Genomic DNA, 18,137 nt, shown 5'->3' on the forward strand with positions numbered 1-18,137 from the left:
GGGAGCTGAACCGGTTGATGCTGGTACGATGAAGCGTAGGACGTCGGCTTTGGCGAACTCAGATCCGTTCCACCCGCACGGCACAGAATTTGAACTCCGGGATCTTTCCCCACGGATCGAGCTGCGAGGTGGTCAGCATGTTTGCCGCTGCTTCGCGAAAGGCGAAGGGAACGAAGACCAGCCCATCCGGCAGGGCCGGGTCGGCCCGGGTGGCGAGCTCGATGACACCGCGGCGCGTGGCGAGGCGCACGCGGTCCCCGGGCGAGAGCCCGAGCCGTGCCAGCTCAGCCGGCGCCAGCGCAGCGGTCGGCCCCGGCTCTAGCGCATCCAGCGGGCCGGCACGGCGCGTCATGGTACCGGTATGCCAGTGCTCGAGCTGCCGGCCCGTGGTGAGGACGAAGGGAAACTGCGCGTCCGGCATCTCCGCCGGATCGGCAAGGCCGGCCGGAACGAAGCGGGCGCGGCCCGAGGCGGTCGGGAAACGGTCGCCGAAGACGATCTCCTGCCCCGGCTGGTCGGGGCCGGCACAGGGATAGGTGACGCTGCCCTCCCGCTCCAGACGCTCCCAGGTGATGTTGGCGAGGGAGGGCGTAGCCTCCGCCATTTCCGGAAAGACGTCGCGCGGGTGCGCATAGGCCCAGGGTAGGCCGAGGCGTCGGGCAAGTTCCACAATGATGGCGAGATCCTGTTGCACGCCCTCCGGCGGCGGCACGGCGGCACGACCCAGCTGAACCTGGCGGTTGGTGTTGGTCACGGTGCCGTCCTTCTCCGGCCAAGCGGAGGCCGGCAGTACAACATCGGCCAGCGTCGCGGTCTCGGTCAGGAAAAGATCCTGCACGACGAGATGGTCGAGCCGCGCCAGCGCGGCGCGGGCATGCGTGACATCGGGGTCCGACATGGCCGGGTTCTCTCCCATGACATACATGCCGCCGATATCGCCCCGCTCGGCGGCATGCATGATCTCCACCACCGTCAGGCCGGGCCTTGAATCCAGTTGAGCATTCCAGAGCCGCTCGAGGTGCGACCGTGCCGCCTCGTCCCCAGTCCGGCGGTAATCCGGGAACATCATCGGGATCAGCCCGGCATCCGAGGCACCCTGCACATTGTTCTGGCCTCGCAGCGGGTGCAGCCCCGTCCCGGGCCGCCCGACCTGGCCGCAGAGCAGCGCCAGCGCGATCAGGCAACGGGTGTTGTCCGTGCCGTGGGTGGATTGCGAGATGCCCATTCCCCAGAGGATCATGGCCGACCCCGCGCGCGCATAGAGGCGGGCGACGCGCCGGAGCTGCTCGGCGGGGACGCCGGCAATCGGGGCCATTGCCTCCGGCGTGTAGGCCGCGACATGGTCGCGGATCAGCGCGAAATCCTCGGTATGGGCGGCGACGTATTGCCGGTCGTACAGCTCCTCCACGATCACCGTGTGGAGCATGGCGTTCAGCACGGCGACGTCGCGGCCCGGCGCGAAGCGGACCACTTCGGCAGCGTGGCGGTCCAGCGCGCTGCCGCGCGGGTCCATCGTGACGAGCGTCGCGCCCCGGGTCGCCGCGTCCTTCAGGTAGGTGGCCGCGACCGGGTGGTTCTCGGTCGGCCGCGCGCCGATGACGATGATCACCTCGGCGTCGCGGGCAGCGGTGAAGGGCGCCGTAACGGCGCCAGAGCCGATGCCCTCCAGCAGCGCCGCCACGCTCGCCGCATGGCAGAGCCGAGTGCAGTGGTCGACATTGTTGGTGCCGAAGCCCGTGCGCACCAGCTTCTGGAACAGATAGGCCTCCTCATTGGAGCCCTTGGCCGAGCCGAAGCCGGCAAGCGCGTCCGGCCCCCGCATGTCGCGGATGCGGGCGAGGCCGGCGGCGGCGCGGTCCAGCGCCTCCTCCCAGCTCGCCTCGCGGAACTTGCCGCGTGCGGCACGGGGGTCCAGGCAGTCGGCGGGGTCCTTGGCCGCGTCCTCGATGCGGATCAGCGGCCGCTTCAGTCGGTCGGGATGGGTCAGGTAGCCGAAGCCGAAGCGTCCCTTGACGCAAAGCCGCCCCTGGTTGGACGGACCGTCGCGGCCGACCACCTCCTCGATCCGGTCTCCGCTCACCCGGAAGCCGACCTGGCAGCCGACGCCGCAGTAGGGGCAGATGCTGGCGACTTCGCGCTCCGGCGGCGCGGTGCGGCGGCCGGCCTCGTCCAGAACGGATTTCGGCAGCAGCGCACCGGTTGGGCACGCCTGCACGCACTCGCCGCAGGCAACGCAGGTCGAGCTGCCCATGGGATCCAGCAGGTCGAAGCTGACGGTCACCGCCATGCCGCGTTCCGCCAGACCGATGACGTCGTTGTGCTGCACCTCGCGGCAGGCTCTTTCGCAGAGGCCGCACTGGATGCAGGCGTCGAGTTGCACTGCCATGGCGGGATGCGAGAGGTCCGGCGCCGGATGCGATTCCTCGGGCGCGAAGCGGGACCGGGCAACGCCGAGCTGCCTCGCCCAGCGGGCGAAGCCGCCGATCGCGTCGCGTGCCTCCTGCCCCGGCTGGTCGGCCAGGAGGAGTTCAAAGACCATCCGCCGGGCGCGGGCGGCACGCTCGCTCGTGCTGCGCACCGCCATGCCTTCGCGGGGCACACGGATGCAGGAGGCGGCAAGCACCCGCTCGCCCTCGACCTCGACCAGGCAGGCGCGGCAATTGCCGTCCGGCCGGTAGCCCGGCCGAGGCAGGTGGCAGAGATGCGGGATCTCCACCCCCTCGTGCTGGGCCACGGTCCAGATCGTCTCGCCGGGCGCAGCCTCGACATCGCGGCCATCCAGGGTGAAGCGTGTCACGGCACCGCCTCCGGCATGTGGCGCAGCAAGCTGCGCACGGGGTTCATGGCCGCCTGGCCGAGGCCGCAGATCGAGCCATCCGCCATCGCGGCCGCCAGCTCCTCGAGCAGCGCACGGTCCCAGCGGGGCGCGCGCAGCAGCGCGTCGGCCTTGGCGGTGCCGACGCGGCAGGGCGTGCACTGGCCGCAACTCTCGTCGCGGAAGAAGCGCACCAGGTTGCGCGCCGCCTCCGCCAGGTCGTCCTGATTCGAGAGGATGACGACCGCGCCGGAGCCGACGAAGCAGCCCACCGAATCCAGCGTACCGAAATCGAGCGGCAGATCCGCCATCGAGGCCGGCAGGATACCGCCCGAGGCGCCGCCTGGCAGATAGGCGGCAAAGCGGTGCCCCTCAGCCATTCCCCCGGAAAACTCTTCGATCAGCTCGCGCGCCGTGACACCGGCTGGCGCCAGCTTCTCGCCCGGCCTTCGCACCCGGCCAGAAACGCTGAAGAAGCGAAGACCCTGCCGTCCGCGCCGTCCGCGCTTGGCGAAGCGTGCCGCGCCGTCAGGCTCGCCCAGAACTTCCGGCAGGAACCATAGCGTCTCGACATTGTGGATCAGGGTTGGCCGGCCGAAGAGCCCATGCTCGCCGGGGAAGGGCGGCTTGTGCCGCGGGTAGCCGCGGCGCCCCTCCAGGCTTTCGAGCAGTGCCGTTTCCTCACCGCAGATATAGGCGCCTGCGCCGCGGCGGAGATGGATCGGCAGCCCTGCGATGCCGGCCGCGTCGAGCGCCGCGATCTCGCGCCGCAGCGCGTGGCGGAGGTGCGGGTACTCGTCCCGCAGGTAGATCCAGCAGGCCTCGGCGCCGACGGCATGGGCGGCGATCAGCATGCCCTCCAGCACGCGGTGCGGCTCGGTTTCAAGGCAATACCGATCCTTGAAGGTGCCTGGCTCTCCCTCATCGGCATTGACCACCACATGGCGCGGCCCGGGCTGCGAGAGCACCAGCCGCCACTTGCGCGAGGCCGGGAAGCCGGCACCGCCCAGGCCACGGAGCGAGGCCGCCTCCAGCGTGGCAAGCATCGCGTCCCGCCCGGCATCGCCGGCCCGCCGGACGGCCCGCAGCGCCACATACCCGCCGCGCGCCAGGTAGGCGTCGAGGCCGGGCGGCATCGGCAGCGCTGGCGGGTTGCCCTCGACGGCAGCGGCGACTGTCGCAGGCGTTGCGGACTCTACGAGATCGTGGCCGAGGGCGCAGGCGGGCGCGCGGTGGCAGGCGCCCATGCAGGGCGCAGCGACCACCCGGGTTCCGGGCGGCGGCGCGGCGCTGAGCGAGTCGAGCAGGGCGCCACCCCCGGCGAGCTGGCAAGGCAGGCTGGCGCAGACCCGGATCGTAAGCGGCGCAGGAGCCAGCTTCGTGTCCTCCAGGATCTCGAAGTGATGGTAGAAACTGGCCACCTCGAAGACTTCGACAGGTGCCAGGCCCAGTTTCTCGGCCAACGCCACGAGATGCCCGGCGCGTAGTCCGCCGTGCCGATCCTGCAGCGCATGCAGGTGTTCGATAAGCATCTCCCGCACCGGCGCGAGGCCTGCGGCCGCTGCGGCGACGACGGCGCGGTCCGTCTCGCTCGGTTGGCGGCCACGCGGTCCGCGCCTCGGTGCCATGGCATTCTCGCTCGTCAGCCCGTCCGTTATGAACCTTGGCCTTGATGCCACGCCTTTGCTTCCTCCCGGCACCCTCGCAGGGTATCGGCCGCTTCTCGTCGGAAGCAATGCAAAGTCACCTCTGCCTCAGGCTGGCCGGCGGTGCCGGTGTTCTCGACGGGCTACCGCAACCTCAACCTGATACTCGCTGACCGAAGCGCTGAGGTCGCGCAGGCGGCTTTTTTTCGCGGGTCCGGACCCCTGCGCCAGACATCAAGAAGCACGGTGCCATGGCCTCGACGAGCATCGGAATCCGAGCCAGGAAGCCCGAGATCCTCAATTCCGGCTCGGTCATCACCAGCTCCTGCACGACCCGCTACGGCCGTACTGGCTACGAGGCTTATCGCGGGGGTTTTCCAGGCTCATCTGGCAGGCCGCCCCACCCGCTTTAATATTAATTACGCAACATTCGAGCGGAGCGCCTAGGCGCTCGGCAACCCGCCATGTCAGCATCGTCACCTACAACTACCGTTGGCGGATCGGCCTCGCCCAAGGCGAGCAGCAATATGAGGTGCTGGAGTGACGCCAATGGCACGCCGCATCCCGATCCGGCTCCTATGCCGGGCGGTTCACCGGCCGATATGCGAATCGGCTCATCAGAGCCGGAGTTGGCCACAACCTGCCGCGGGAATCGCCGCGCGGGGCGCCCGCACCGGAATTCGCCGACATCGACGCCTAGCTGAACTCGCCCACGCCGCTGACCGTCGCAGGGCTGCACGGCAAGGTGGTGCTGGTCGATTTCTGGACCTATTCCTGCATGAACTGTCGCCGCACCGTCCCCAATCTCAATCGTTGGCAGGCGGCATACGGACTGCATGGGCTACAGGTCATCGGCATCCACACGCGGGAATTCGGGTTCGAGCGCGTTCGCCATAATGTGGAGGATGCGGTCCGCGAGGTCGGCATCCGCTACCCCGTGGGCCAGGACAACCGCTTCCAGACCTGGCGGGCCTGGAGCAACCGGGCCTAGCCCGCCTTCTACCTGCTAGACCGGAACGGCCGGGTCGTCCTGCTGCGGGCGGGCGAGGGATATGCACGCGAGAGGAGGGGCGCGATCCGGGCACTGCTCGGTCTGTCGCCTCCGGGCCCATCGGCAACCCGGGCGATGACCCGGACCAGTCGCGGATGCGTTCGCCCGAGATCTATTCCGGCGCGCAGCACCCGACGTCGCAGGACCGTGCCCAATCGCCCCGGCGAGGTGAGGCGGCCTCTGCCTTCACGGTCGGTGGCCCGCGGCTGAACCAATACCAACTCGAGGGTAGCTAGAACCGTGAGGAGGCGCTGGCTCTCCGCTCGGCACGAGCGGCCTGCGTCTACGCTTCTCTGCCGCAAAGCTGCATTTTGTGGCCTCCGCAGCGCAGGGCGGGAGGTTGCGGGTCTCGATGGACGGCGGCGCTGCACAGGAGATCGAGGTCAAGTGGCCGACGCTCTACACCCTGCTCGATGGGGAGACCTATGGCGAGCATCTGCTCCCCTTCGAGGCGAAGATGCCGGGGCTATCCCTTTTCAGCGCAACCTTCGGGTAGAGTGTGCAGATGTCGGTTGGGCACGAGAAAAGGAGGATGTTGCATGCAGTCGCTATCTCCTCAGGCGCGCATAGCCATGGCGGTAATATGCGTATTGGCTCTTGCCCCAGCTGTGGCGGGCAGCGCGGATGATGACGCGTCGGCGGTATTCGGTGTCAGGCTCCCTGCCGGATACCGCGACTGGCAACTGATCAGCGTCGCTCATGAGGCTGGCAGCCTCAACGACATACGGGCCATTCTCGGGAACGACGTCGCGGTGCGGGCCTTCCGGGATGGAACGCGCCCTTTCCCTGACGGCGCGATCATTGCGAGGCTGGCGTGGCAGTACGTGCCATCGGCTGAGAACAATGCGGTCTTCGGCCAAGCCCAGTCCTTTGTCGCCGGAGCTACGACGAACGTCCAGTTCAGTGTCAAGGATTCGCAAAGATACGCTCGCACGGGTGGTTGGGGGTACGGCCAGTTCGAAGACGGCAAGCCGAACCGCAGCGAGGCTTTGCTCAACACCTGTGCCCCTTGCCATGCCCGTGCGCCGAAGGCGGACGACTTCGTCTTCACCCGTTACGCGCGGTAGCGAGTTCACCCGTTACGCGCGGTAGCGAGGCTGTCCTGCAGAAGATGGGTTCACAGACTGCGAGAACGGCACCATTCAAATGCACCCAGCTTCCGCGGCAGGATCTTACTGCCGACGCGGGCCGTAGCTCCATGCCGTGTCTTTCCCGGCCTTGTACCAGATCCGGCAAATGCCAGCCCGTCCCCGTCAGGGCCGCCGCAAGCGCATTCGGCTTGCTCTGCACCTTCGCAGGCCATGGGTCAAAGCCCTCAGCATGTCCGAAGTGTTGGTCTCAGCCCCCATCTCGTCAGGAGAACCCGCATCGCAGGCCGAAGCCCAGGACGCGTGGTATTACAGGGAGGCGCCGAGCATAACCTCGGTATTCCGCAACGCGCGCTCATCGAAGATGCGGCCGAAGACGGCGTGGCGGCCGGCCGCTTTCGCCAGGTAGAGTTGAGCGTCGGCAGCCTTGATCCAGTTCATCGAATCGAGGCCGGGGTAACAGGTTGCAGTAGCAACGCCAATGCTGACGGTGACGAAAGGCGCCGCCTCCGAGCCGCCATGGGGGATGCCGAGCGCTCGCACCCGGTCACGGATGGTATGCGCAATCTCCACAGCCTCCGAATGCGTCGCTCCCGGCAGCACGCAGGCGAACTCCTCGCCGCCGTACCGTGCCGCCAGATCGGACGTGTCGCGCACCGCGCGGCTCAGCGTCGCCGCCACCATGGCGATGCAGCGGTCGCCAGCGCTGTGCCCATAGTTGTCGTTGAAACGCTTGAAGAAGTCGATGTCGAGAATAATGACGGAGAGTTCCGACGCGTCGAGCGAAAGCCGCACCGCCTCCTGCGCGAGGGTCGCTTCCAGCTTCCGGCGGTTACCAAGGCCGGTCAGCGCGTCCGTCACCGCGAGGCGCGCAAGCTCATCCCGCATTCGCTTCATCTCAAGATGATTGCGGACGCGAGCCTGGACGATCACCGGCGAGATCGGCTTATGGACGTAATCGATGGCACCGAGCTCCAGCCCGCGCACCTCCGCCTCCTGGTCACCAAGTGCAGTGGTGAAGATTACCGGCAGGTCGGCAAGCTGCGGGTCTGCCTTCAGCCTCCGGCAAACCTCGTAGCCATCCAGGCCCGGCATCAGCACGTCAAGCAGTACGAGATCCGGCGCTGCGGAACGCGCCACTTCCAGCGCCTCCTCGCCGGACGTAGCGAAGCAGATTTCGTGCTCTTCCTCCAGGATCGCGCTGAGGATCTCGATGTTTGTTGCTTCATCGTCGACGACGAGAATCACCGCGCGCTGACCCATCACGACAACTCCTCGGTGACGGCAGGCGAGCAAGCCAGCCCGTCAAGCAGGCCGATGGCCCGGTTGAAGTCGAGCACGGCCACCGCTTCCTTCAGCGGTCCAAGCTCCGATGAGCCGGCGCCGAACGCCGCTTCCAACGCCTCCAGCACCTTTCGCGCACGAAGGCTCCGGCGCTGCAGCAGCCCGCGCAATTCGGCGATGATTGGTTGCAGCGCCGCCATGTCTGCTGATTCTGCAGCAGCGGCCTGGGCGGCAGGCGAGGCCAGCCCCCGCGCGGCGGCAAGGGCTGGTTCCATCGCTTGCTCCAGCCGGACGAGAAGCGCCTCGACACCCTCGGACCGGCGAGCCTGGGCCGCGTCCTCCAGCAGACGCGCAGCTTCGGCCACGTCGCGGATCTCGAGTGATCCGGCAACGCCCCTCAGCGTGTGGGCGATGCGGCGCGCCTCCTGCCATTCGTCCCTGCCGAAGGCACGCCGCAGTTCCGTCACGGCTCCGGCGAAGCGCATCCCGAAATCCACGATCAATTTCCGCAGGAGCGCACGTTTGCCGTTGAGCCGGTTGAGCGCGGCGGCCAGGTCGAAGGGCGGCAGCGTGTCGGGCAGCCCATCCTGCGCGACAGGTGCTACCGCAGGCATGACCGGCGCCTGGGCGGCGGCTGATGGCTTCAGCCAGCGGTCCAGCGCCGCGACCAGCAAAGCGGGGTCGACCGGCTTGGCGATGTGGTCGTTCATTCCGGCATCCAGGCAGCGTTGCTTCTCTTGCGCATAGGCATGCGCGGTCATTGCGATGATCGGAAGTTGCTCGGCGTTGAAGCGGTGACGGATGGCGAGCGTCGCCTCAATGCCATCCATCTCCGGCATCTGGACGTCCATCAGCACTGCTGCGAAGCGGCCCTCGGCGGCGAGTACTTTCTCCAGGGCCACACGGCCGTTCTCGGCGATCTCCACATGAAGCCCGGCGTCGCCCAGCAGCTCCACCGCCACTTCCCGATTGATCTCGTTGTCTTCCGCCAGCAGCACCCGGTTGCCGCGTAGCGCCGCCGCGACCTTGCGCGATGCCTCTGTCCGGGCGGCGACCGGGCTCGGCTGCGCCCGGACGCGGCTGGAAAAAAGGGATTGGATAACGTCCTGGATCATCCCGGGATCGACGGGCTTCACCAGGAAGGCAGCGATGCCTGCGGTTTGCGCTTCGGCCAGCACCTCCTGCCGGCCATGGGCGGAAACCAGCATGACGGCGGGGGAAGCGCCGAAGCGGCCGTCCTCGCGGATGCGACGGGCCGCCTCGATGCCGTCCATGCCGGGCATCTTCCAATCGAGCAGCACGAGGTCATAGGGCTCACCCTGTGCCGCCCGTGTCTCCAGCGCGCTAAGGCCTTCCGCGGCCGAGGCCGCCAGATCGACGGGAACGGACCAGCCAGCGAAGATCGCCTGCAACACTTCACGCGAGGCTGGATTGTCGTCGACGACCAGGATGCGGAGGCGCTGCAGTTCTTCCAGCGGCAGGGGCTCGGGCGCGGCCAGCTCGGCGACTGCGTGGAGCTGCACCGTGAAATGGAAGCGACTGCCCTGGCCAGGGCGGCTATCCACCTCAATCCGGCCGCCCATCATCTCCACCAGTTGCCGGCTGATTGCGAGGCCGAGACCGGTGCCACCGAAGCGTCGGGTCGTGGAGCTGTCCGCCTGGGTAAACGGACGGAAGAGCCGCGCCCGTTCTTCCTCGGTCAACCCGATGCCGGTGTCCGTCACCGCCACCTCAAGCAGCAGGCCGTCCTCTGGGCCCGGCCGGCTGCCGATGGAGAGCGTGACTTCACCGCGATCGGTGAACTTCACCGCGTTGGTGAGGAGGTTGAGGATCACCTGGCCGAGCCGAAGGGAATCACCCAATAATTGCTGCGGGACTGCGGGGTCGATCCGGACACGAAGCCCGATGCCCTTTTCTTCCGCCCGCTCGGCGGCGATGCCAATGATGCCGTCCAGCGATTGGCGCAGGTTGAAAGGCGCCGCTTCCAGACTCAGCTTGCCCGCTTCGATCTTGGAGAAATCCAGGATGTCGTTGATCAGGCCGAGTAGCGTGCCGCTTGCCGTCTTGATCTTCAGCAGGAAGTCATGCTGCTTCGGCGTCAGCTCGGTCCGCAGCACCAAGTGGCTGAAGCCGAGGATGGCGTTCATCGGCGTACGGATCTCGTGGCTCATATTGGCGAGAAACATGCTCTTCGCCATGTTTGCTGCCTCCGCCTCGCGCGTACGCGCCGCGACGCGCAACTCCAACGTCTCGTTGGTACGCATGATCTCGGCGCTCATCGCTCCGATCCGCGCGAAGGACTGCACCAGGCGGTTCGCCAGCCAGACCAGCACCGCGGTCTGGAAAGCGACGATCGCGGCATGCAGCCAGACCCGGTTGAGATCGGCCCCGCTTGGGAAGACGGCGGCAGGAACGACGAAATTCAGCATCAAGTGGTGCAGCGCGACGGCCACCGCGGCAACCACCACCACCCGCCAGTCGCACCAGCCGATCAACAGCGCAAGCGCGGCGAAGAAGTACATATGCATGTCCATCTGCCACGGGTGTCCCGCGAGTAGGTAGACGAGCAGCGCCGGCTGCCCGATCAATGCAATGGCCGAAAGATACCGTGTTGCCGGCTCGCTGCGCTGATAGGCCCAGCTGAGGTGCACCAGCGCCGCCATGGCAGCACTGGCAAGCGCAGCCGGCAGGGCTGGGCGCCCCACCGCCAGGGCGGCGAGCGCCATGACCGGCGCATGCAGCCAGAGCAGCGGCAGGAGCACGGCTCCGAAGCGGCGTCGCAGCCGATCAAGCTCATCCATCACGGGGGTCCTTCGCGCCGCCGAGGCAGCCACGCAGCTGCACGGCATCCAGCACGAGCCAAGCCCCGGCGCGGTGGAGCGCCGTTGCGAAGCCGGGGTTGTCGGAACGGGCGATGACAACATTAGGCCATCCCCCGATATCGAGCGGGATGCCGTCCGCCTCATTCACCAGCGCGAGCATGCGGCCCGGCCCAAGCCAGGGCGGGCCGAGCACCGCATACTGGGTTGTTCCCGCCCGCGGCATCAGGCCAATGGCCATGAGGCCGAACAAGCTCGCCATCAGCAGCAGAGCGGCAGGCACCAGCGGCACCCAAGCGGATCGGTGGGCAATCGTCGTGGCGTGCATGGTTTGGGCTCAGGACCCTGGTGGCAACAATTTGGGTCGTGGCGAGCCCATGGGGGCATTATAGCGGAAGCGCTTCTGGACGGCGACGGATTTTGACATCTGCGTGAGCAATGCGCCTGCCCGCCAGTCGCCTTAGCGTATCGTTGCGGGGTCGCCTCGCCGCGCTTCCCCACCGCCCGTGCTACGTCTGGCCCTGCACGAAATCGCAAACTCAGACACGCCCTGACCAGCATGGCCGCGGATTTGTCGTTCAGCCGCGGTCGGCTCCGCTTCGGCTGCCGCCGCGTCACCTTCGGCCTCTCGCGCCACTACTTGCGCTCAACGCGCTTGCTTTAAGGCGCTCCCTTCGGCGCTCAGCAGCGCAGTCTCGTCAGACCGCACCACCAGCACTTTGCGCTGTGCCGATCGCAGCTGGCCTAGCGAGCGGCAAGGCGGCCGGGCGCATCCCCGATGATCCCTGGCGCAGCATCGGCCACACCATTGACATCGTCACGTCAGCCGAATGTGCCGCCTCCGTCACCGACACCGGTGGTGACGCGGACTGATGGGAGTCCGCTCGAGTTCCTGTTAGTGCCCCCGGCCGTCCAACCTCCGGCGATCGCGCTCCAGCCAGACCGCAGTATCGTGGAAGGCGACGCCGCCGGCGGGCGCCACCGGCTCCGCCCCCACCAGCGCGTTGATGCCGATGCCCTCGGGGAAGTCGGCGCTCGGCGAGATGCCTTCCACCGCCAGCACGCCGGGCAGCACGCCATCGAAGCGCATTGCCCGCAAGGTCAGCGCGCCGCGGGCATTGCCGATCCGCACCCGGGCGCCATCCTGGATGCCGAGCCGGTCCGCATCATCGGGGTGGATGCGGATGGTCGGCGCGCCTTCCCGCGTGCGAGAACCGGGCGTTTCGGTGAAGCTGGTGTTGAGGAAGCTCCGCGCCGGCGGGGTGATGAGGCGGAAGGGCGTCGCCGCGCTTGCATGGTCGAGCCTGTTCCAATGGCTCGGCAGTGCCGGCATCCCCTCGGCATGGGGGCCGAGCGCCGCCCAGTCGGGACGGAAGCGGAAGCGCCCGTCCGGCTGCGGGAAGCCGGCGAAGGCCTCGCCGGCCGGGATGGCATTGCCGATGGGCAGGAAGCCCGCCGTCTTCGCCGCCTCCCAGCCCACGAGGCCGGAGGCGCGCAGTGTCGCATCCAGCATGGCCTCCTCCTCCATGCCGAAGCCGGGATGCTCGGCGCCGAGCCGCGCCGCTAGGCCGCAGACCACGGCATGGTTGCTGCGCGCCTCACCCAGCGGCTCGATCACCCGCGGGCCGATGGTCAGCGCGTCATGGCCGAGGCCGAGATAGAGGTCGCTGTGCTCGAGGAAGGTGGTCGCCGGCAGCACCACATCGGCGAAGGCCGCAGTGGGCGTCAGGAATTGCTCATGCACGGCGAGGAAGAGGTCCTGCCGCGTCAGGCCGCGCCGCACAGCGTGGCTGTCGGGCGCCACCTCGGCGCTGTTGGCGTTCTGGATCAGCATGGCGGCGACCGGCGGCCCGCCTGCCAGCGCCTCGCCGTTCAGCACCGCGCCGATGCGCGACTGGTCGAGCACGCGCACGCGCGGGTCGATCCGGTCGCTCGCCCAGGCGAGGCGGGTATCCAGCCCCCAGCCCTCCAGTGCGTAGAAGAAGGCGCCGCCGCCCTCCACGCCCCAGGCGCCGGTGAGCGCGGCGAGGCAGGAGACGGCATGCATCGTCGCCGCGCCGTTGCGGTGGCGGGTGAAGCCGACCCCCGCGCGAAGGAACATCCGCCGCGTCCTGGCATAGAGCGCACCGAGCGCGCGGATCCCGGCCGCCGGCACGCCGGTCACGCCCTCGGCCCATTCGGGGGTATGGCTGCGGAGATGCGCCTCCACCGCCGCATCCCAATCGGTATGCGCAGCGAGGAAGGCGCGGTCCGCCGCGCCGCCTTCGAGCGCGATCGCCATCAGCGCGAGGGCCAGCGCCGCATCCGTCCCCGGCCTCAGGACGATGCCGATATCCGCCGCCTCCACGCTCGGCGAGCGGTAGGCATCGACTACGACCAGCTTCGCCCCGCGCCGCTTCCGCGCCCGCTGGATGTGCGTCATCAGGTTGACCTGGGTAGAGACGGGGTTGCCGCCCCACATCAGGATGAGGTCTGCTTCCGCCACCCGGCGCGGGTCGGCTCCGCGGGCCGCGCCATGGCCGGCGCGCCAGCCCATCTCGGCCGGGGTGACGCAGATGGTGGATTTCTGCCGGGAATAGCCCATCACATGCCGCAGCCGGTCGAGCCCCCAGCGGCCGAGCAAGCCCATCGTGCCGCCGCTATGGTAGGGCCAGACGGCCTCCGGCCCATGCCGCGCGGCGGCGGCGCGGAAGGCCTCGGCGATGCGGTCCAGCGCCTCATCCCAGCCGATCGGGACGAAGCGGCCTTCGCCCTTGGCGCCGACGCGCAGCAGCGGCCGGGTCAACCGGTCCGGGTGATGCGTCCGCTCGGCATAGCGGGCGACCTTGGCGCAGCAGGTGCCGGCCGTGTAGTCGTAGCTGGCCGAGCCGCGCACCCGGCCGATGCGCTCCGGCGAGATGCGCTCCACTTCCAGCACGCAGGCGCTCGGGCAGTCATGCGGGCAGGCGGTGCGGATCACGGTCGGGGCGAGGCTGCCATCCATCCTTGCGGTCCTCCAGCGTGCAGCAATCCTGCCGGCGCGGCGAACCCGGCGCCAGCCCGGAGGTTGTTGCCGGCATGAGCACGACCGAATCCACCCTTCCCATCCCCGCTAGCCTGCGCAGCGACGAGCAGGCGGCGCTCGCCGAGGCGGTGGCGATCCTCGAAGGCACCTCTCTTCCCGTCCGCCTGGCCTCGCTGGTCGGCGGTTCGGTGGAGGCGCTGAAGCGGCGCCTGCCGGAGGCGGCGCAGCGGATGATTGACGGCGCCGTTCGCCGGGCCCTGGAGGGCGCCCTCCAGGCTGCCATGCGCAGCGACCCGGCGCGCAACCCGACGCCGCTGTCCGCCGCCTGGCTGCATCGCGGGCTGCTGGCTGCCTCCGGCGCCGCGGGCGGGGCCTTTGGCCTGCCGGGGACGCTGATGGAACTGCCAGTCTCCACCACGCTGCTGCTCCGCCGCATCGCCACCATCGCAGCGGAGCAGGGGGAAGACCTTTCCGACCCGATGGTTCAGGCGGAATGCCTCAAGGTCTTCGCCCTCGGCGGGCGCGACCCGCAAGCTGAGGAGGCGGAGAGCGGCTATTTCGCCCTGCGCATCGCGCTGGCCGAAACGTTGAAGGGCGCCGTCGGCCGCGGCTTCGGCGCGCTGCTGCCGGGTTTCCTCGGTGCCATCGCGGCGCGCTTCGGGGCACCGGTCGCGGTGAAGCTCTCCGCTCAGGCGGCGCCGGTGATCGGCGCGGCGGGCGGCGCGGCGGTGAACATCGCCTTCCTCGAGCATTTCTCCGGCATCGCCACGGCGCATTTCACTATCCGCCGGCTCGAGCGGGAGCACGGGCCGGCGCTGGTGCGGGCGGGGTACGAGGCGATCCGGCGGGCAGGCTAGGGCCTGTTGACGTTCAGGATTCCCGCTGCTGTCCAATCGTGAATTGAGTTCTGCTTCGGCGGAGTGATGACTGGGATGGATCAGGGTCGGTTTGTGGTCAGCGATGTGGTTTGGGCGAAGGTTGCCTCGGTGCTGCCGGGTAAGGCGACGGACCCGGGAGCGACTGGCAGGGACAATTGGCTGTTCCTAGAGGCGGTGCTTTGGCGCGTGCGGACGGGATCGCCGTGGCGTGACCTGCCGAATGAGTACGGTCGCTGGAACAGCGTGTTCCAACGGTTCCGCCGCTGGGTGCGGGCCGGGGTTTTCGAGCGGCCGTTCGAGCAGGTGTCGAACGAGCCGGATTTGAGTACGCCCAGATCGACGGCACCATCGTCTCCGCGTACTAGAAGGCGAGTGGCGCAAAAGGGGACTCAGAATCAGGCCATCGGCCGCTCGCGCGGCGAGCTGACCACCAAGATCGTCGCCATGGTCGATGCGTTCGGCAACCTAGTGCGCTTCGTCCTGCTGCCCGGTCAGCGGCACGATAGCGTCGGCGTGCAACCGCCGATCGAGGGCATCGCCTTCGGCGCTCTGCTCGGCGACAAGGCCTTCTGGCTCAGGGCCGACCTCGACGGTCGTGGTGCCACCGCCGTAATCCCACCCAGGACCAACCGCAAAACCGCTACCAGCTTCGACCACGATATGTACCGCTGGCGCCACTGGATCGAGAACACCTTCGCCAAGCTGAAAGAGTTGAGAGCCGTCGTCACCCGCCATGACAAGACCGACGCCAGCTACGCCGCCACCATCTATCTCGCGGCCGCGGTTGTCGCATCACGCTGAACGTTAGCAGGCAGATCACCTCACTGGTCCGCGCCACGGCCCCGTCGCAGGTCGAAGGTGCAGGCCGTCACCTCTCGGCGGTCAACGCCGTCACCGCGGTGACCAGTACATCGGGGTCGAAGGGCTTGGGCAGGACCGGCGCGGCCATGTGCCCGCCAGTGTCGCAGTTCTCGCCGTAGCCGGTGGCGATCAGGAACGGAATGCCACTGGCGCAGAGCTTGTCGGCGACTGGGATGGCAATCTCTCCACCCAGATTAAGGTCCAGCACCGCGGCGTCGACGGCACCATCAACCTGCGCCTCGTCGATCAGACGAAGCGCATCGTAAACGGTAGCGGCAGGCCCGACGATCTTGGCGCCTTTGTCGAGCAGGGTATCCTCAACCAGCATGGACACCAGCGCCTCGTCTTCGACGACAAGGACCCGCTTGCCGGTGAGCTTGGCCAAGACCCCGAGAGAACTTTCTACGCCCATGGACGCCACCCTCCTTGCTCGGGCTTCGTTGGGCCGGGCCGTGATGGGGGCCACCGCGCTCGGGAAGCATCAGGCATCCATAACTGCCGCGGCGCGCCCGTCCGTCCGGTTTCGAACGGCGGGCCGGGGAGAGGGATGCGGCACCTAGCCGGGCGGCGCGCGGCCGGACCCGCCGAGCAGGCGGGTGAACTCGCGCCGCACGGCGTGATAGCACTCGCAACTCGCCGCTTCGAGGCCGGGCTGGTCGGTGACCTGCATCCGGCCCCGGGCGTAGCGGATCAGCCCGGCTTTTTGCAGGACGCCCGCGGCCAGCGAGACCCCGGGGCGGCGCACGCCCAGCATCATCGACATGAACTCGTGCGTTATCGGGAACTCGTCGCTGTCCGCGCGGTCACGGGCGGACAGCAACCAGCGTGCGAGGCGCTGCTCGATGGGGTGGCGCGCGTTGCACGCCGCCGTAAGGGTAACCTGGGCCTGGAAGGCCAGGGCGTAGCGCAGCAACAGGCTACGGAAGGCCGCGCTCTCCCTCATGGCGGTGCCCAGCGCCGCCGCGCCAAGCCGTAGCGCCGTGCCCTCCATCTGCACCCTGGCCTCGGTGACCGAGCGGTTGTCGCCAAACAGCAGAGGCAAGCCGACCAGCCCCTCCCGGCCCGCAAGACCGACCTCGACCTGATCGCCGCCTTCCAGCGTGGCCAGCAGCGACACCATGCCGCTCTCGATGAACAACACGGCGTCCAACGCGCCGTCCGCCGGGTAGAGGGTCTTGTCGAAAGGGAGTTCGACTGGCCGCAAGTTGGGGCGCAGCCACGCCAAGTCCTCGGGCGGCAGCGCCGCCAGCAGGCTGTTTCGCAATCGTTCCGCGGGGGGGGGGGTGCCAGAGGACATGCGGCCAATCTGCTCCGCCGCGGTGCGGCGTCTGTTTGATGGCAGACGGTGGGTCGGAAAAAGCGGCGCGCGGCCTAGCCGCGACGCACCGCGCCGCCGGTCCCGAGCAGACGGGCGAACTCCCGCCTGGCCACGTGATAGCACTCGCAGGACGCGGCTTCGAGGCCGGGCCGGTCGGTGATCTCCATCTGGCCCCGGGCGTAGCGGATCAGCCCGGCCTTTTGCAGCACCCCGGCCGCCACCGACAGGGCGGGGCGGCGCACGCCTAGCATGGCGGACAGGAAGTCGTGCGTCATGGGAAACTCGTCGCCGTCCGCGCGGTCGTGGGCGGTGAGCAGCCAGCGGGCGAGGCGCTGCTCGACGATGTGGAAGGTGTTGCACGCGGCGGTCAGGCTCACCTGCGTGTTGAAGGCCATGGCATAGCGCAGCAGCAGCGCCCGCAGCGCCGCGCTCTCCCCCATCCCGTCGCGGAGCGCCGCCGCATCCAGCCGCAACGCCGTTCCCTCCTGCTGCACCTTGGCCTCCACCAGGGAGCGGTCGTCGTCGAGAACGAGGGGGAGGCCGATCAGTCCTTCGCGGCCAACGATGCCGACTTCCACTTGCCCGTCATCTTCCAGGGTGGCCAGCAGCGACACCATGCCAGACTCGGGAAACAGCACAGCGTCCACCTCCCCACCCGCCGGGGTGAGGGTTTCTTCGAACCGAAGCTCGACGGCAGACAAGTTGGGCCGCAGCCGGGCCAGATCCTCGGGCGGCAGCGCCGCAAGTAGGCCGTTGCGGATAGGGACAGACAGGTCTTGTCGAAATGCAGTCAGGAGACGGCTCCTCGCACAAGTGTGGCGGGAGCGCTCGTCTCTCTCAGCCGCCCGCGGCCGGGGTCCGTGCAGGCGATGATTCAGATTTGGGGATGGGCCTGGGCGCTTGCAACAGGAAGGCAGAACCTGTCCGGCCACCATCCATCTCGTGGCGGCCATCATCGCGTCACGCTGAACGTCAACAGGCCCTAGCCTTTATCGGCGAATTCCGGCTCCTCGAAGACCTCGCGGGCAACGCGGAAGGCCTCGCCCGCCGCCGGGACGCCGGCATAGATGCAGAGCTGGAGGAAGACCTCCTGGATCTCTGCTCGCGTCACGCCATTGGCCAGCGCGCCGCGGAGATGGATCCTCAGCTCGTTCGGCTTGCCGAGGGCAGCCAGCATGGCGAGGTTGACGAGGCTGCGGTCACGCCGCGGCAGACCCGGACGGCCCCAGACCTCGCCCCAGCAATAGCGCAGCGCCAGCTCTTGGAAGGGGCGATCGAAGTCGGTTGCGCCGTCCAGCGCCGCCTCCGACCGGGCCTCGCCGATCACCTCGCCTCGGATGCGTTTGCCCGTCTCGAGCAGGTCGTCCGCCATC

Annotated in this window: 15 protein-coding genes; 5 read left to right on the forward strand and 10 right to left on the reverse strand. The window is 68.5% G+C overall.

Annotation, left to right across the window (positions count from 1 at the left end; translation table 11 throughout):
* Window positions 1-58 precede the first annotated feature (58 nt).
* Both fdhF and JMJ56_RS20860 read right to left on the reverse strand, forming a co-directional pair.
* The gene (gene fdhF, locus JMJ56_RS20855; RefSeq protein WP_202833703.1) at window positions 59-2,797 is read right to left on the reverse strand and encodes a formate dehydrogenase subunit alpha; all 2,739 of its coding nucleotides are present in this window, start codon (window positions 2,795-2,797) and stop codon (window positions 59-61) included.
* Window positions 2,794-4,443 carry an NADH-ubiquinone oxidoreductase-F iron-sulfur binding region domain-containing protein gene (locus JMJ56_RS20860; protein WP_202833704.1) on the reverse strand — a complete coding sequence of 550 codons (1,650 nt, stop codon included), beginning with the start codon at window positions 4,441-4,443 and terminating at the stop codon, window positions 2,794-2,796. Before JMJ56_RS20860 ends, fdhF begins: the two co-directional genes overlap by 4 nt.
* A 751-nt stretch (window positions 4,444-5,194) precedes the next feature.
* Between JMJ56_RS20860 and JMJ56_RS20865 the strand changes: the two genes are divergently transcribed.
* From JMJ56_RS20865 to JMJ56_RS20875, 3 genes are all read left to right on the forward strand, one after another.
* Window positions 5,195-5,452, forward strand: a complete 258-nt coding sequence (locus JMJ56_RS20865) for a thioredoxin domain-containing protein (RefSeq protein WP_268885062.1) — start codon at window positions 5,195-5,197, stop codon at window positions 5,450-5,452.
* Between the two features lie 337 nt (window positions 5,453-5,789).
* Window positions 5,790-6,008 (forward strand): hypothetical protein, encoded by a 219-nt coding sequence (locus tag JMJ56_RS20870; RefSeq protein ID WP_202833779.1) that lies wholly within the window; start codon window positions 5,790-5,792, stop codon window positions 6,006-6,008.
* 43 nt (window positions 6,009-6,051) lie between these two features.
* On the forward strand, window positions 6,052-6,579 hold the full coding sequence (locus tag JMJ56_RS20875) for a cytochrome P460 family protein (RefSeq protein ID WP_202833706.1): 528 nt from the start codon (window positions 6,052-6,054) through the stop codon (window positions 6,577-6,579).
* 330 nt (window positions 6,580-6,909) lie between these two features.
* On the opposite strand, the gene JMJ56_RS20880 is transcribed toward JMJ56_RS20875, so the two are convergent.
* The 4 genes from JMJ56_RS20880 to JMJ56_RS20895 all read right to left on the reverse strand — a co-directional run bounded on the left by JMJ56_RS20880 (window position 6,910) and on the right by JMJ56_RS20895 (window position 13,686).
* Entirely contained in the window at window positions 6,910-7,863 is a 954-nt protein-coding gene (locus JMJ56_RS20880) for a diguanylate cyclase (protein WP_202833707.1), read from the reverse strand.
* Entirely contained in the window at window positions 7,863-10,685 is a 2,823-nt protein-coding gene (locus JMJ56_RS20885) for a hybrid sensor histidine kinase/response regulator (protein ID WP_202833708.1), read from the reverse strand. The genes JMJ56_RS20880 and JMJ56_RS20885 overlap by 1 nt, the downstream gene beginning before the upstream one ends.
* Entirely contained in the window at window positions 10,678-10,986 is a 309-nt protein-coding gene (locus JMJ56_RS20890; protein ID WP_202833709.1) for a hypothetical protein, read from the reverse strand. Before JMJ56_RS20890 ends, JMJ56_RS20885 begins: the two co-directional genes overlap by 8 nt.
* 612 nt (window positions 10,987-11,598) lie before the next feature.
* Window positions 11,599-13,686, reverse strand: coding sequence for a molybdopterin-containing oxidoreductase family protein (locus tag JMJ56_RS20895; RefSeq protein WP_202833710.1), 2,088 nt, complete (start codon window positions 13,684-13,686; stop codon window positions 11,599-11,601).
* 74 nt (window positions 13,687-13,760) lie between these two features.
* Between JMJ56_RS20895 and JMJ56_RS20900 the strand changes: the two genes are divergently transcribed.
* Both JMJ56_RS20900 and JMJ56_RS20905 read left to right on the forward strand, forming a co-directional pair.
* The gene (locus tag JMJ56_RS20900) at window positions 13,761-14,564 is read left to right on the forward strand and encodes an EcsC family protein (protein ID WP_202833711.1); all 804 of its coding nucleotides are present in this window, start codon (window positions 13,761-13,763) and stop codon (window positions 14,562-14,564) included.
* Window positions 14,565-14,639: 75 nt separating this feature from the next.
* Complete coding sequence (locus tag JMJ56_RS20905; protein ID WP_236038161.1) at window positions 14,640-15,386, forward strand: IS5 family transposase; 747 nt, start codon at window positions 14,640-14,642, stop codon at window positions 15,384-15,386.
* A 67-nt stretch (window positions 15,387-15,453) separates the two neighbouring features.
* Here JMJ56_RS20905 and JMJ56_RS20910 read toward each other — a convergent pair whose 3' ends face one another.
* From JMJ56_RS20910 to JMJ56_RS20925, 4 genes are all read right to left on the reverse strand, one after another.
* Window positions 15,454-15,831, reverse strand: a complete 378-nt coding sequence (locus JMJ56_RS20910) for a response regulator (protein ID WP_202833712.1) — start codon at window positions 15,829-15,831, stop codon at window positions 15,454-15,456.
* 171 nt (window positions 15,832-16,002) lie between these two features.
* Window positions 16,003-16,743, reverse strand: a complete 741-nt coding sequence (locus tag JMJ56_RS20915) for a Crp/Fnr family transcriptional regulator (protein WP_202833713.1) — start codon at window positions 16,741-16,743, stop codon at window positions 16,003-16,005.
* Between the two features lie 74 nt (window positions 16,744-16,817).
* Window positions 16,818-17,465, reverse strand: coding sequence for a Crp/Fnr family transcriptional regulator (locus JMJ56_RS20920; RefSeq protein ID WP_236038163.1), 648 nt, complete (start codon window positions 17,463-17,465; stop codon window positions 16,818-16,820).
* A gap of 281 nt (window positions 17,466-17,746) precedes the next feature.
* A complete protein-coding gene (locus tag JMJ56_RS20925; RefSeq protein WP_202833715.1) occupies window positions 17,747-18,136 on the reverse strand; it encodes a carboxymuconolactone decarboxylase family protein in 390 nt (129 codons plus the stop codon).
* Between the last annotated feature and the right edge of the window lies 1 nt (window position 18,137).

Origin of the sequence: Belnapia arida (assembly GCF_016773205.1) — a bacterium.
Taxonomy (GTDB): Bacteria; Pseudomonadota; Alphaproteobacteria; order Acetobacterales; family Acetobacteraceae; genus Belnapia; species Belnapia arida.